General features: G+C 70.7%; 11 protein-coding genes. 9 read left to right on the top strand and 2 right to left on the bottom strand.

Features of this window, described 5'->3' with window-relative positions; translation table 11 throughout:
• Window positions 1-34: 34 nt before the first annotated feature.
• Window positions 35-1,516 (bottom strand): MFS transporter, encoded by a 1,482-nt coding sequence (locus tag OG698_RS41765; RefSeq protein WP_406109395.1) that lies wholly within the window; start codon window positions 1,514-1,516, stop codon window positions 35-37.
• 264 nt (window positions 1,517-1,780) lie between these two features.
• On the opposite strand from OG698_RS41765, the gene OG698_RS41760 reads away from it, so the two are divergent.
• The 8 genes from OG698_RS41760 to OG698_RS41725 all read left to right on the top strand — a co-directional run bounded on the left by OG698_RS41760 (window position 1,781) and on the right by OG698_RS41725 (window position 11,127).
• The gene (locus tag OG698_RS41760) at window positions 1,781-2,227 is read left to right on the top strand and encodes a hypothetical protein (RefSeq protein WP_406109394.1); all 447 of its coding nucleotides are present in this window, start codon (window positions 1,781-1,783) and stop codon (window positions 2,225-2,227) included.
• A 120-nt stretch (window positions 2,228-2,347) separates the two neighbouring features.
• Window positions 2,348-3,256, top strand: coding sequence for a TIGR03619 family F420-dependent LLM class oxidoreductase (locus OG698_RS41755; protein ID WP_406109393.1), 909 nt, complete (start codon window positions 2,348-2,350; stop codon window positions 3,254-3,256).
• Window positions 3,257-3,395: 139 nt separating this feature from the next.
• Entirely contained in the window at window positions 3,396-4,418 is a 1,023-nt protein-coding gene (locus OG698_RS41750; protein WP_399972919.1) for a LacI family DNA-binding transcriptional regulator, read from the top strand.
• 150 nt (window positions 4,419-4,568) lie between these two features.
• Window positions 4,569-5,981: an extracellular solute-binding protein gene (locus tag OG698_RS41745; RefSeq protein WP_399972916.1), complete on the top strand. Its 1,413-nt coding sequence runs from the start codon at window positions 4,569-4,571 to the stop codon at window positions 5,979-5,981.
• A gap of 30 nt (window positions 5,982-6,011) precedes the next feature.
• Window positions 6,012-6,959 carry a carbohydrate ABC transporter permease gene (locus OG698_RS41740; protein ID WP_406109392.1) on the top strand — a complete coding sequence of 316 codons (948 nt, stop codon included), beginning with the start codon at window positions 6,012-6,014 and terminating at the stop codon, window positions 6,957-6,959.
• 32 nt (window positions 6,960-6,991) lie between these two features.
• Complete coding sequence (locus OG698_RS41735) at window positions 6,992-7,867, top strand: carbohydrate ABC transporter permease (protein WP_362903366.1); 876 nt, start codon at window positions 6,992-6,994, stop codon at window positions 7,865-7,867.
• Window positions 7,868-7,944: 77 nt separating this feature from the next.
• Window positions 7,945-9,546, top strand: coding sequence for a glycoside hydrolase family 13 protein (locus OG698_RS41730; protein WP_406109391.1), 1,602 nt, complete (start codon window positions 7,945-7,947; stop codon window positions 9,544-9,546).
• A gap of 150 nt (window positions 9,547-9,696) precedes the next feature.
• Window positions 9,697-11,127, top strand: coding sequence for a PP2C family protein-serine/threonine phosphatase (locus tag OG698_RS41725; protein ID WP_399972908.1), 1,431 nt, complete (start codon window positions 9,697-9,699; stop codon window positions 11,125-11,127).
• Window positions 11,128-11,199: 72 nt separating this feature from the next.
• Here the strand turns inward: OG698_RS41725 and OG698_RS41720 are convergent, their stop codons facing one another.
• Window positions 11,200-12,699, bottom strand: coding sequence for a hypothetical protein (locus OG698_RS41720; RefSeq protein WP_384246033.1), 1,500 nt, complete (start codon window positions 12,697-12,699; stop codon window positions 11,200-11,202).
• 233 nt (window positions 12,700-12,932) lie between these two features.
• Here OG698_RS41720 and OG698_RS41715 point away from each other — a divergent pair, with 233 nt between their 5' ends.
• Window positions 12,933-14,111: an aminoglycoside phosphotransferase family protein gene (locus tag OG698_RS41715; RefSeq protein ID WP_399972904.1), complete on the top strand. Its 1,179-nt coding sequence runs from the start codon at window positions 12,933-12,935 to the stop codon at window positions 14,109-14,111.
• The last annotated feature ends 21 nt before the right edge of the window (window positions 14,112-14,132 follow it).

Genomic DNA, 14,132 nt, shown 5'->3' with positions numbered 1-14,132 from the left:
ACCCGCCGCACTCTAGGCGACCCGGCGGGACCGGTCAGGCAGGCGCCTCCCCCGGGACGGCGGCGGCGGGTGCCGGGCGGGGCAGCGCGAGGGCCGCCGCCGCCGCGAGCGCCCCGACGACCGCGGCGGTCAGCCAGCCGTGACGGAACACCGTGAGGGCCGCTTCCGCCGTACGGGGCACGCCGATGAGGCCGACCATCACGGCCACTCCGACGACGGATCCCGTCTGGCGGGCCATCGTCGTGACCGCCGACCCGGTGGCGAACCGGCCGGGCGGCAGCGCCGTGGCGGCAGCCCCCACGAGGGTCGGCAGGGCGAACCCGACGCCGACGCCGGTGATGAGCATGCCGGGCAGGAACGCGGCGGCGTAGTGCGGCGTCGTGTCCAGGGCGAGGGCCCACCACACGAGGCCGCCGGCGAAGAGGAGGCAGCCGGCCGCGGCCACGCGGCCGGCACCGAGGCGTCGCACGACGGGTCCTGACGCGACGGCGAGGACGGGGACGACCAGCGGGCCCGGCGCGATGGCCAGTCCGGTACGGATCGCCGAGTAGCTCCACACCTGCTGGCACCACAGGACGGAGGTGAGCAGCATCGCGGCGAACGCCACGGTGAAGAGGAGTGCGGCGAGCGTCGCGAACGCGAAGGCCGGGACGCGCAGGAGCGGCAGTTCGACGATGGGGACCGGGTGCCGGGCCGAGCGCAGCCAGAACGCCGCCGCGAGGATCGCCGCGGCGACCAGCGAGCCGAGCACGCGACCCGAGCTCCAGCCCCATGCCTCGGCCTTCACGAGGCCGAGCGCCAGGGAGCCGATGGCGAGCGTGAGAAGGACGGCGCCCGCCAGGTCCGGCAGCGGGCCGCTGCGCTCGGGACGGTCGGCGGGCAGCAGCCGCACCCCGGCCACGAGGCCGGCGATCCCGACAGGCACATTGACGAGGAACACCCAGCGCCAGTCGGCCTCCACGAGCAGCCCGCCCGCCACGGGGCCGAGGCCCGCGGCGATGCCCCCGATGGCCGCCCAACCGCGAATGGCGCGCGGGCGGCGCTCCGCCGGGGTGGCGACGAGGAGCAGCGCGAGTGATGTCGGCATGAGGGCGGCGGCGCCCGCGGCCTGGAGCGCACGCGCCGCGACCAGCCAGCCGACGCCGGGTGCCACGGCACACAGCGCGGAGGCGACGGTGAACACCGCGAGGCCGAGCAGGAATCCGAGGCGGTGTCCGTACCGGTCGGCGAGGCGTCCGGCGGCCACGAGCAGGGCCGCGAACACGATCGCGTAGGCATTGAGCACCCAGGAAAGGGAGGCGAGCGAGGCGCCGTCGAAGGAGGTGGCGAGGGCGGGTACGGCGACATTGACGATGAACAGGTCGAGGTTCACGACGAAGACGCCCGCGGAGACGATCCACGCGGTGGCGGATCCGGCCCTGCCGGAAGCCGGACTGCTTGCGCCTGAACCCGCCTCCGCCTTCGACGCCGAAGTGCCCGATTGCGCGTCCGGGCTCGCGGTCGACGCGTCCGCCACCCCCATTGAGTTTGCTTTTCCAACCGTCATGCACGGCAACCTAGCGCGAGTGAGTTTGATATGACAACCCTGCAGTTGAGCACGGCAGGCCGATACTCACTCCCCTCACCCCGATGCACCGTGTCGTCGCCGCTCACCACCTGGGCACCCCGCCGTGACGTCCCTCTCACCCACCCCCGGAGCCCACCCCCGAGCCCACCCCCGAACGAAGGACCACACCTCGATGCGCACCCCCTCCACGTCCGACTCGCGGCCCTCGCCGTCGTGGCGCCGGCCGGCCTCGCAGGGCCCGCCGCCACCCCGGCGCAGGCCACCGACAACGTGCCGTGCCACAACACCGTGAAGCGGGACCTGGTCGACCCGTCGTCCGGACGCACCTGGCCCGGGACCGCCGTCATGCACTGCAACCTCACGCGCGGTCACGTCCCGGTCCACGCGAGCCGCTCCCCCGGCTCCCCCGTGGTCGGCCGTCTGGAACAGGGCGGTGCGGCCAACTGGTTCGTCACCGAGATGAAGGGCCAGACGTACCGGGACGGCGCCGCGGAGAACAACTGGTGGGCCAGCACCCAGGCGGACAACGGCCGTTGGGGCTGGACGCCGGAGGTGTACTTCGCGGGCGGCGGCAACTACGAGGACGACGCGGGCCTGTTGATGCCGGGCTCCTACACCTGCGCCAACACCTGTGCCCCCGTGCCCTTCTGGGCCCGCTGACCCTGCGGCACATCGGGGGTCGGGCCCGGTCACGGCCCCCGGTACGACCACCCCTATACCCACCTCGGCTCGACAACCCCGGTTCGACAACCCCGCCCATGATCATCAAGACTGCGGATCATGCGATTCGGCGTGAACCTTCTCAATTTCGGCTCCGGCACCACCCCGCGAACCCTCGAGCGCCAGGCGACGGACGCCCGCGCGCTGGGCTTCACGTTCGCGATGATCTCCGACCACATAGCCGTCACCCCCGACGTGCACGAGGTGTATCCCGCCCCGTTCTACGACCAGTTCGTCCTGGCCGCGCATCTCGCGGGCCGGGTCCCGGGGCTTCAGCTCGGCACGACCATCACCGTCATCCCGTACCGGCACCCGCTCCAGACGGCGCGGCTCGCGGCCAATATCGACCAGCTCAACGACGCCGGGTTCATCCTCGGCGCGGGCGTCGGCTGGTCGGCCGCCGAATACCGCGCGCTGGGCGTCCCGTTCGAGGAGCGCGGCGCCATCACCGACGAGTACCTGGCCGCGATCCGCGCCGCCTGGGCGCAGGACCCGTGCACCTTCGAGGGGCACTACGTCTCGTACGAGGGCATCCGTACGGCCCCCGCCCCCGCTGCCGCGCAGCTGCCGGTCTGGGTCGGCGGCGACTCGCCCGCCGCGCTGCGCAGGGCCGCGCGGCTCGGCGAGGGGTGGCACCCCTTCATGCCGACGCTCGAGGGCCTGCGCGCGAAGCTGCCGGTCGTGGCCGCCGAGGCCGAGAAGGCCGGGCGGCCCACGCCGTCGCTCGTGCCACGACTGCAGATCGCGCTCGGGGAGCGGCCCGACACCGAGGACCGCCCCCTCGGCCACGGCAGCGTCGACCAGGTCCGCGCGGACCTGCTCGCACTGGCCGGACTCGGCGCCACGCACGTGCTGTTCGACACCTACCCGGGCGGCCCTGCCGCGCGCGCCACGGCCGACGAGGACCGCCGGGTCCTGGAGGTCCTCGTGGAGAAGGTCGTCGACCCGGCCACGGGCGACGTGCGCTGACGCCACCACCCCTGAACGGATACGTTCCATGCCCAGGGCACCTGTCAGCACCCTCTCGGAACCTGCTCACCGCGCCCTGGGCAACCGTTCACCGAACTTACGCAAGCAGACTGCAATTCTTGCGCTAATCTTGCGTTCCATGACACGGAGACTTGCTCAGGTGGCACAGAAGGTCGGCGTCAGCGAGGCGACGGTCAGCCGGGTGCTCAACAACAAGCCCGGCGTCTCGGAGGCCACCCGGCAGGCCGTACTCACGGCCCTGGACGTCCTGGGCTACGAGCGGCCGACCCAACTGCGCGGCGAGCGCGCCCGCCTGGTCGGGCTCGTCCTGCCGGAGCTGCAGAACCCGATCTTTCCCGCGTTCGCGGACGTGATCGGCGGCGCGCTCGCCCAGCAGGGCCTCACCCCCGTCCTGTGCACCCAGACCAATGGCGGCGTTTCCGAGGCGGACTACGTGGAACTGCTGCTCCAGCAGCAGGTGTCCGGCGTGGTGTTCGCGGGCGGCCAGTTCGCCCAGGCGGACGCCCGCCACGAGCACTACCGACTGCTCTCGGAACGCAAGGTCCCCGTCGTCCTCGTGAACGCGGCGATCGAGGACCTCGGTTTCCCCTGCGTCGCGTGCGACGACGCCGTCGCGGTCGAGCAGGCCTGGCGGCATCTGTCCTCGCTCGGCCATGAACGCATCGGACTCGTGCTCGGCCCGGAAGACCATGTGCCGTCGATGCGCAAGCTCGCCGCCGCACGGGGCGTGGTCCGGGCAGCCGGCGGGACGCTGCCCGAGGACGCTGTCGAGCGGGCCATGTTCTCGCTGGAGGGCGGCCACGCGGCGGCGGCGCGCCTCATGCGGCGCGGCATCACGGGAATCATCTGCGCGAGCGACCCGCTGGCGCTCGGCGCGGTGCGGGCCGCACGGCGTGAGGGCCTGCGCGTGCCCGACGAAATCTCGGTGGTCGGCTACGACGACTCGGCGTTCATGAATTGCACGGAACCGCCCCTCACCACCGTGCGCCAGCCGATCGAGGCGATGGGCCGGGCCGCCGTCGAGCTCCTCGTCACGCAGATCCAGGGCGGCTCGGTGACGCCCGGTGAGCTGCTGTTCGAGCCCGAACTGGTGGTGCGCGGCTCCACGGCACAGGCTCCGTCCCGCACAACCGTGGCATAGTCAATTTTTTGCGGAGTCTGCACAACATCTTGCGGGCGCCTGTTCGCGGTGGTTGAGTGTGCCGCGCCCCGGCTGCTCGATAGCCGTAGGCCTTCCTGCGGTTGTCGTCAGCCGTGGGCCCTCCAAGCTCATGCCCGAAGGGGACCACCGATGAGAAGCTCCTGGTTCCGCCCTACCCGCCGCACCTCCGCGGCCGCGGTCGCCGCCGTGCTCACCCTGACCTCCCTCGCCGCCTGCGGCACCAGCAGCAGCGACGACAACAGCGGGTCGGGCGGCGGCTCGAAGGCCGGCATATCGGCTCCGCTGGATCCGAAGACCAAGGTCACGCTCACCATCGACTGCATGCCGCCGGCGGCGAAGGCGGCCGAGCTCAGGGAGTGGAAAGAGGACGTCAAGGAGTTCAACAAGAAGTACCCGAACGTCACGATCAGCGGGAAGTCGACGCCGGGCCAGTGCGAGGAGCCCGCCCGCTTCACCGCCCAGCTCAAGGCGAAGTCCCAACCGGACGTCTTCTACACGTACTTCACCGATCTCCAGCAGGTGCTCGACAACAACGGCGCCGAGGACATCTCCGCCTACGTGACACCCAAGACCGTGCCGGCCCTGAACTCCATCGACCCGAACGTCCTCGGCGTCCTGAAGAAGGACGGCAAGCTCTACGGGCTGCCCACCAGCAACTACACGATGGGCCTGCTGATCAACCGCAAGCTCTTCGAGCGGGCCGGGCTCGACCCGGACAAGCCGCCGACGACCTGGGAAGAGGTCCGCGCCGCCGCCAAGAAGATCGCCGGCCTCGGCAACGGCATCTCGGGATACGGCGAGTACAGCGCGGAAAACACCGGCGGCTGGCACTTCACCGCCGCGATGTTCGGCCTCGGGGCCGACGTCGTCTCCGCCGACGGCAAGAAGGCCGCGTTCAACGACGCCACCGGCAAGCAGGTCGCCCAGCAGCTGCACGACATGCGCTGGAAGGACGACAGCATGGGCAAGACGCAGCTGCTGAAGTGGGGTGACCTCCAGAAGCAGATCGCCTCCGACAAGCTGGGCATGTTCCTCGCCGCGCCCGACGACATCACGTACATGGTCCAGCAACTGGGCGCCGACTACGAGAACTTCGGCATGGGGCCGATCCCCGGCGGCAAGGCCACCCTCTTCGGCGGCAACGACTACATGATCAAGAAGGGCTCGTCGCCCGACAAGATCAAGGCGGCCGTCGCCTGGCTGAACTTCAAGAACCTCACCCCGGGCAAGGGCCAGTTCCAGTGGGACCGCACCAAGGCTGACAAGCTGCCCGTGGGCCTGCCACAGCCGAACTTCTTCACCGGTGACACCAAGGCCGAGGACCTCGCATCCCGCACGGAGAACGCGACGATGCCCGTCGAGAACTTCAAGCCGTTCCTGGACAACCCGGTGCCCGGCAAGGCGGAGCCGCCGAAGGCACAGGAGGTCTACAAGGTCCTCGACAACGTGATGTCGGGCGTCCTCACCAACCGCAACGCCGACATCGACAAGCTGCTCACCACCGCGGAGCAGCAGGTCAACCAGGTGCTGGCCAACCAGTAGCCCACGGCACCTGCACCCCGAGGAGCGACCATGTCGGCCCCCACGCTGTCCAAGAGCTCGTCGGCGCCCGCCCGTGCGCCGCATCAACTCCCCGAGCGGCGCGGCTCGTTGGCGCGGGCGGTGAAGCGCAATCTCTCCGCCCACGGCTTCCTGATCGGCGCGGTGCTCTGCTTCTCCTTCTTCTCCTGGTATCCGATGGTCAGGGAGTTCTTCCTGGCCTTCCAGAAGAACAAGGACGGCAGGACCACCTGGGCCGGCTGGTCCAATCTCTCCTACGTCCTCAACGACCCGGCCTTCTGGCAGGCCTGGCGCAACACCCTTCTGTTCACGGGGCTCGCGCTCGTGCTGGGGTTCGCGGTGCCGTTCCTCGTGGCGGTCCTGCTCAATGAATTCCGGCACGGCCAGGGCTACTTGAGGATGCTCGTCTACCTTCCGGTCATGCTTCCGCCGGTCGCCTCGGTCCTGCTCTTCAAGTACTTCTACGACCCCGGCTACGGCCTGTTCAACCGGATCCTCGGCATCTTCGGGATACCTGACCAGCAGTGGCTGCAGTCCACCACCACGGCGATGATCTCCGTCGTCATAGCGGCGACCTGGATGAACATGGGCGGCGCGACCCTGATCTATCTCGCCGCCCTCCAGGGCATCCCCGGCGAGCTGTACGAGGCAGCGGAGCTGGACGGCGCCGGACTCTGGCGCAAGATCTGGCATGTGACGATCCCTCAGACGAGGCTGATCCTCTCGCTGATGTTCCTCATGCAGATCATCGCCACGATGCAGGTCTTCACCGAGCCGTTCCTGCTCACCAACGGCGCGGGGCCCGAGGGCTCCACCATGACCGTCGTCTACCTCATCTACCAGTACGCCTTCAACTTCAACAACTACGGCGGCGCGGCGGCGCTCGGCCTGGTCCTGCTCGTCCTGCTCGCGGGGTTCTCCGCGGTGTACGTACGCCTCAGCCGCACCCAGGAAGACTGACCCGCACGGGAGTTCACATGGCTACCGACACGATGCGTCCCCGGACGCTGATCTCGCCGGCCCAGCTCGGCAGGCGGCGCGGCAAGGTCGTCTACTGGGTCGTCTTCGCCCTGGTGATGGTTCTCTTCACGCTGGTCTTCCTGGGGCCGATGTACTGGATGGTCAGCGGCGGCCTCAAGACCACGCAGGAATTCGTCAAGTCCCCGCCCACGCTCGTACCCACCAGCGTGCACCCCGGCAACTACGGGGACGCGTGGCGGGTGATGGATCTGGCGAAGCTGCTCGGCAACACGCTGTACTACGCGTTCGGCGCGCTCGCCTTCCAGCTCGTCCTCGACGTCGCGGCGGCCTACTCGCTGTCCAAGCTGCGGCCCCTGTTCGGCAACGTCATCCTCGGCATGATGCTGGCGACGCTGATGATCCCGGCGACGGTCCTGGTCGTGCCGCAGTACCTGACCGTCCTCGACGTGCCGATCTTCGAGCGCAATCTGCTCAACAGCCCCTGGGTGATCTGGCTGCCGTCCGTCACCAACGCCTTCAACATCTTCCTGCTCAAGCGGTTCTTCGACTCGATCCCGCAGGAGCTGCTGGACGCGGCGTCCATCGACGGGGCGTCCGCGCTGCGGACCCTGCGGTCCGTGGTGCTGCCCATCTCGCGGCCCATCCTGGGCGTCGTCTCCATCTTCGCGGTCGTCGGCGTGTGGAAGGACTTCCTCTGGCCGATGCTGACGCTGCCCGACCCCGGCAAGCAGACCCTGAACGTCGGCATCTACTCGCTGGCCAGCGGCGTTCCCGAGAACTGGCTGATCGCCGCCCTCACCATCGCCTCGCTGCCGACCCTGATCCTCTTCCTGCTGTTCCAGCGCAACATCATGAGCGGTCTCACCGCGGGCGGCCTCAAGGGCTGACGCCCGCCGCCCCTCCCCGTACGCCGCCTCCGTGACGGCGCGCCCCGGCACGCCCTCCTGCCCGAAAGGACCACTACGTGGCAGCCCCCCATACCCCAGACACCGGCGACTGGTGGCGTTCCGCCGCCATCTACCAGGTGTACGTACGCAGCTTCGCCGACGGCGACGGAGACGGGACGGGCGATCTCGCGGGGGTCAGAGCCCGGCTGGGCCACCTGGCCCGCCTGGGGATCGACGCGATCTGGTTCACCCCCTGGTACCGCTCCCCGATGGCGGACGGCGGTTACGACGTGGCCGACTACCGGGCGATCGACCCGTCGTTCGGCACGCTCGCCGAGGCGGAGAAGCTCATCGCGGAGGCGCGCGACCTCGGCATCCGCGTCATCGTCGACGTCGTGCCCAACCATGTCTCCGACCGGCACGCCTGGTTCAGGGCCGCGCTCGCGGCGGGCCCGGGCAGCCCCGAGCGCGAGCTGTTCCACTTCCGGCCCGGCCGGGGCGCGCACGGCGAACTGCCGCCCAACAACTGGCCGTCCCAGTTCGCCGGCGAGACCTGGACCCGCGTCCCCGACGGCGAGTGGTACCTGCATCTGTTCACGCCCGAGCAGCCGGACCTCAACTGGGCGCACCCCACGGTGCGTCACGAGCACGCGGAGGTACTGCGGTTCTGGTTCCAGCGCGGCGCATCGGGCGTACGCGTCGACTCGGCGGCGCTCCTGGCCAAGGATCCGGCACTCGCCGACGCCGCCGAGGACGACACGAGCGGCTATGTGGACCGCGACGAGCTGCACACGATCTACCGCTCCTGGCGGGCCGTCGCCGACGAGTACGACGGCGTGCTCATCGGGGAGCTGTGGGTCCCCGACCCCGAGCGTTTCTCCCGCTATCTGCGCCCCGACGAGCTGCACACGGCCTTCAACTTCGACTTCCTGTCGCGCCCATGGGATGCGTCGGAACTGCGCGGGTCCATCGACATGACGCTCGCCCACCACGCGCCGGTGGGGGCTCCCGCGACCTGGGTCCTGTGCAACCACGACGTGACGCGGACGGTGACCCGCTACGGACGGTCGGACACCACGTTCGCCTTCGCGTCGAAGCGCTTCGGCACGCCCACGGACCTGGTGCTCGGCACCCGCAGGGCGCGCGCGGCGGCGCTGCTGTCGCTGGCCCTGCCGGGGGCCGTCTACCTCTACCAGGGAGAGGAGCTGGGCCTGCCCGAGGCGGAGGTTCCGCCCGGCCGCATCGAGGACCCGATGCACTTCCGCTCCGGCGGCACCGACCCGGGCCGCGACGGCTGCCGCGTCCCCCTGCCATGGACGCAGGACGGACCCTCGTACGGCTTCGGGTCGCCCGGGGAGCCCTGGCTGCCGCAGCCGGCGGACTGGGGGACGTACGCGGCCCATCGGCAGGACGCCGATCCGGGCTCGATGCTGTCGCTCTACCGCGAGGCGCTGCGCCTGCGCCGCACGGAGCCGGGCTTCGGCGACGGGCCGATGCGCTGGCTCCCAAGTTCCCCTGGTGTACTGGCTCTTGCCCGGGGCGAGGGCCTGGTCTGCGTCGTCAACTTCTCCGATCGGGCCGCTCCGCTCCCGGCGCATTCACGTCTTCTGCTGGCCAGTGGCCCCTTGGACGACGGGGGGCGGCTTCCACGGGACACGGCGGTGTGGCTCCGCGTCTGAACCGGACGCCCGGGAGGACTCAGGTATATGCCAGAAGCATCACCGCACCGGGTGTTGCCAAACCCCTTACGGGGCCTGTCCGGCTGTGCGACAGTCATTACCGGTCCTTCCGTAAGTCTTGGTCGTGCCGCGCCTGTATCGGAGTACGTCATGCCTCCCCATGCCTTCGCGGACCGCCCCGCCGCCCAGCCGCCGGAGCACGGTTCGGTCGACGCGCTGATCACGCAGACGCGTCGGCTGCTCGGTGATGTCGACGCCGTGCGCCGCGAGGCCATTTCGGACGACGGTGACCCCGAGCGGCGCTGGCAGCGTGCCCTCTACGAGCTCGCCGTGCACCAACTCAGCGATCTCGACAAGCACTTGGCGCAGCTGCGCGACGGGCCACCGCGCCCGACCGTGGATTCGCTGATCCCCGAGGCCCACGGCTGCGCACCGGCCGAGCCGCCGAGCGGTTCCCTGCTCAGCCGCGTGGGCAGCGCCGAGTGGAATCTCCTCACCGACGAGGCGAGCTGGTCCGGGGAGCTGTTCCAGATCCTCGGCCGCAGCCCCGAAGCGCCCCCGCTGACCCTCGACGAACTCCCGTCCGTCGTGCACACCGATGACCAGGCCATGCTCACCAGGATGGTGACGGACTGCCTCATCGAGGGGAAGCCGATCGACGGCGAGTTCCGCATCCTGCGCACCAACGGCACCGCCCGCACGGTGCACATGATGGGCGAGCCCGTGCTCGACGCCGACGGCTCCACCGCCTCGATGTGGGCGGTCCTGCGCGACGTCAGCGAGCTGCGCCGCACCCAGCGCACCGTACGCGAGACCCATGACTCGCTCCAGCGCCGACGGCACATCGAGCAGACGGAACACCGGCTCGCGGTCGAGCTCCAGGAGGCCGTGCTGCCGCCGTGGCGTGGCTCCCTGCGGTTCTCCCAGGGGGCACCGCACGACCTCGACCTCGCGGCCCGCCATCTGCCGTCGTCGACGGGCGAGCTCGTCGGCGGCGACTGGTACGACGCGCTCGAACTGCCGGACGGACAGACCCTGTTGAGCGTGGGCGGCCTGACCGGACACGGCGTGGCCGTGACCTCCGGCGTGGCGATGCTCCTCGGCGCCCTGCGCGGCATGGCCGTCACGGGGACCCGCCCCGACGAGCTGATGGGCTGGCTCAACCAGCTGACCGACACGTCGGTTCAGCCGTCACTGGGCAGCGCGGTCTGCTGCCGCTACGATCCCCGGTCGCGCACGCTGACCTGGGCGCAGGCGGGACACCCCGCCCCGCTGCTCTTCCGCGACGGGGTGGGGCGTGCGCTGACACCGCCGGAGGGCGTGCTGCTCGGAGCGACACCCGGTGCCACGTACGGGCTGGCCGAGGAGTCGCTCCGCGCAGGCGATCTGCTGCTGCTGCACACCGACGGCCTGGTCCCCCACCGCAGCGGCGCCGCGGCGGCGAACAGGCTCCTCGATCTCGCGCCACGACTCGCCGAGGCCGCCACCGCGCAGGACTGTGTGCGGACGGTCTTCGAGGAGTTCGCCGCGCACGAGCGCGCGGACGAGGCCTGTGTGCTGGTCGCCAGGATCGGCTCCTGACGCGGACAGCTGGTTGCGGACAGCTGGTTGCGGACAGCTACTTGTTGAATTCGGGCCACGTGCCCCGGAGGGTCACGCCTGGGCGCGCTTGCCTCCCGTGGGCTTTCCGGGGGTCTTCGGCAGCGCGAGCTTGATCTCCTCACGCAGGTCCACGATCTTCGGGTAGCTCGCGTACTGCCCGGTGAGCCGGTACATCTCGCGGAGCCGGTCCCAGGTGCGATGGGAGGAGTTGGCCCCCATCGACACCAGCGCCAGGCGCGCGTACCGGTCGGCCTGCTCCGGGTCGTCGGCGATGAACAGGGCCGACGCGAGCGAGATGTAGTCGAAGATCTGCGACCGCTGCCGCCCGTTCGCCCGCAGTTCGAGGGCTTCCTTGGCGTGGCGCTGCGCCGTGTTCGCCGCGGCCGGCTCGTGGTCGGCGAGGGTGCGGTACGCCAGGGCCTGCATCCCGTGCAGGTCCGCCTCGTCGAACATCTGCATCCAGCTGGGCGGCGGGACGTCGCCCTTGTCGGAGACGAAGAGGTCCTCCGCCTGGCCGAGGGTGCGCCGCATGGCCTGGCCCTTGCCCATCGACGCCTGCGCCCAGGCCTCGATGGTGTAGAGCATCGCCCGGGTACGCGGCAGGGTCTGGTCTCCGGATCCGGACTTGGCGAGCTTCATGAGGTCGAGTGCGTCGTCGGGCCGGCCGAGGTGCACCATCTGACGGGCCGCCCTGGACAGGGCCTCCCCGGCACGCGGCCGGTCGCCGCCCTCCCGCGCCGCGTGTGCGGCGATGACGAAGTACTTCTGGGCCGTGGGTTCGAGGCCGACGTCATGCGACATCCAGCCCGCGAGGACGGCCAGGTTGGCGGCGACGCCCCACAGGCGCCGCTGGAGATGGTCGGGGTGCCGGTAGCTGAGCATGCCGCCCACTTCGTTGAGCTGGCCCACCACCGCCTTGCGTTGCAGGCCGCCACCGCGGGCCGCGTCCCAGGCCCGGAACACCTCGACGGAGCGCTCCAGTTCCTCGATCTCCTGCGACCCGATGGGGGCGGCCTCATAGCGGTCGAACCCAGCGGGGTCGGCGTGCAGGGGGTCTTCGAAACGTGGGGCGTCGGCCGCGAGGGCCGGATCGGTGTGCAGCCAGTCATGCATGGCGCCGCTGAGTACAGATCCTGTGGCAAGCGCGGCACCCGCGCCCACCAAGCCGCGTCGGTTGAGCATGAGGTCCATTCCCGTGAATTCGGTGAGGACCGCAGCTGTCCGCTCGGGCGCCCACGGCATTCCGTCGGGGTGTTGCACAGCCCCGTCGTCACGCCGTTTCCCCGTGCGCCCGTGCCGGACCAGACCGAGGTCCTCGATGGTCACGACACGGCCGAGCCGCTCGGTGAACAGCGCCGCCAGCACCCGTGGCACCGGATCGCGCGGGATCTCTCCCATGTCGATCCAACGCCGCACCCGTGAGGTGTCGGTCGACAGCTGTGGGTGGCCCATGGCCGCCGCCTGCCGGTTGACCAGCCTCGCGAGCTCCCCCTTGGACCAGCCGGCGAGGCCGAACAGGTCGTTCAGGCGGGTGTTGGGTTGTCCGTTCACGTCAAGCCCCCAGGTTCTCGGCTGAGTTGACAGTAACCCTCTGTCAGTTGCAGAGCGACTATTCGCCAGGGTTCGCCAGGGTGCGCCAGATGGTGTGCCAGTGGGCACCGGGTGTCAGGTAGGAATGCGCCACCCCGACCCGGTTGCCGCGGCTCACTCCCCAGGGTGCACCACGGTTCCCCGGGGCGGGTGGCGCAGGCAACTCGCAGGCACACGAAGGGATCTGTTCGCCCATGTACGCAGCATCGTCCTCCGTGTCCGCCCCGCCCCGGCCGCTCTACGCCCGGCCCCCGGCTCGCGGCAACGGCCGCGCAGGGGAGGCCCCACCGGCGGGCAGCGGCCCGTATCTCGACCCCGCGCGACCTGCGGCCGCAGCGCTCGGCTCCGGTCGGACAAGGCGCGTCCCGGGGGTCGGCACCCAACCGCTCAGCGGGAGACTCGACTTGTCCGGTCCCCAGGGCGCGCAGCTGCGCACGGCGATCGCCTCGGTGCACCGGATCTGCCCGGAGTTCAATCCGGTGCAGGTGTTGCGCCGCAGTGGACGGTCCGTGCTGCTCGTCGGCACCACGGGGCGCAGCACCGCCGTCGCCAAGTGTTTAGTGGACCACTCCCCAATCTGGGCCGAGCGGATCCGCCACGAGATAGCGGCATACCGCTCGTTCGTCCGGCACCGGCCACCGGTCCGGGTGCCGCGGCTGATCGCCGCGGACCCCGACAACTGCACGCTGGTGATCGAGCGGATGCCCGGCCGGGTCGCCGCCCTGCAGCGGCACCCGGCCGAGGCACCGCCCCGGGCGGACGTGCGGGCCGCGCTCAGCGCGATCTGCCGGCTCAACCTCTGGCGTCCGCCGGCCGGCACGTTCAACGCGCCGCTCGACTACGCGGACCGGATCTCCCGCTACCACGACCTCGGGCTGCTCACCGACCGGGACATGGGCGATCTGCAGAAGCTGCTGCACGGCATCGCTCACTCGTCGGGCCGCCAGGGCATGGGCCAGTTCTGTCACGGTGACGCACTGCTGTCGAACATCCTGCTGTCCCCGGCGGGCCCAGTGCTCGTGGACTGGGAGCACGCGGGCTGGTACCTGCCGGGGTACGACCTGGCGACGCTGTGGTCGGTGCTCGGTGACGCGCCGGTGGCGCGCCGCCAGATCAGCCAGCTCGCGCAGTCCGGCGGTCCCGCGGCGCGGGACGCGTTCCTGGTGAACCTGATGCTCGTACTGACGCGGGAGATCCGGACGTACGAGACGGCCGTGCAGCGTTCGATGCACGACACGACCCCGGCGGCATCGGGCACGGCCCCGCACGGTGCTGCGCCGTCCGGCGAGGAACAGCGGCTGCTGCTGAGGCGGCTGCACGACGACTGCCAGCTGGCCCGCCGGGCCGTGCGTGCGGCGGTCGGCACTCGCTGAGGGGACAGGAATCCGCGGTGC

The sequence above is a fragment of the Streptomyces sp. NBC_01003 genome (assembly GCF_045162695.1).
GTDB lineage: Bacteria > Actinomycetota > Actinomycetes > Streptomycetales > Streptomycetaceae > Streptomyces.
This window is presented reverse-complemented; position numbering and strand designations above follow the sequence as displayed.

Coding starts and splice junctions, on each gene's coding strand:
- OG698_RS41715 (WP_399972904.1), top strand. CDS start 12,933: ATGTACGCAGCATCGTCCTCCGTGTCCGCCCCGCCCCGGCCGCTCTAC.
- OG698_RS41735 (WP_362903366.1), top strand. CDS start 6,992: ATGCGTCCCCGGACGCTGATCTCGCCGGCCCAGCTCGGCAGGCGGCGC.
- OG698_RS41740 (WP_406109392.1), top strand. CDS start 6,012: ATGTCGGCCCCCACGCTGTCCAAGAGCTCGTCGGCGCCCGCCCGTGCG.
- OG698_RS41750 (WP_399972919.1), top strand. CDS start 3,396: ATGACACGGAGACTTGCTCAGGTGGCACAGAAGGTCGGCGTCAGCGAG.
- OG698_RS41755 (WP_406109393.1), top strand. CDS start 2,348: ATGCGATTCGGCGTGAACCTTCTCAATTTCGGCTCCGGCACCACCCCG.
- OG698_RS41745 (WP_399972916.1), top strand. CDS start 4,569: ATGAGAAGCTCCTGGTTCCGCCCTACCCGCCGCACCTCCGCGGCCGCG.
- OG698_RS41725 (WP_399972908.1), top strand. CDS start 9,697: ATGCCTCCCCATGCCTTCGCGGACCGCCCCGCCGCCCAGCCGCCGGAG.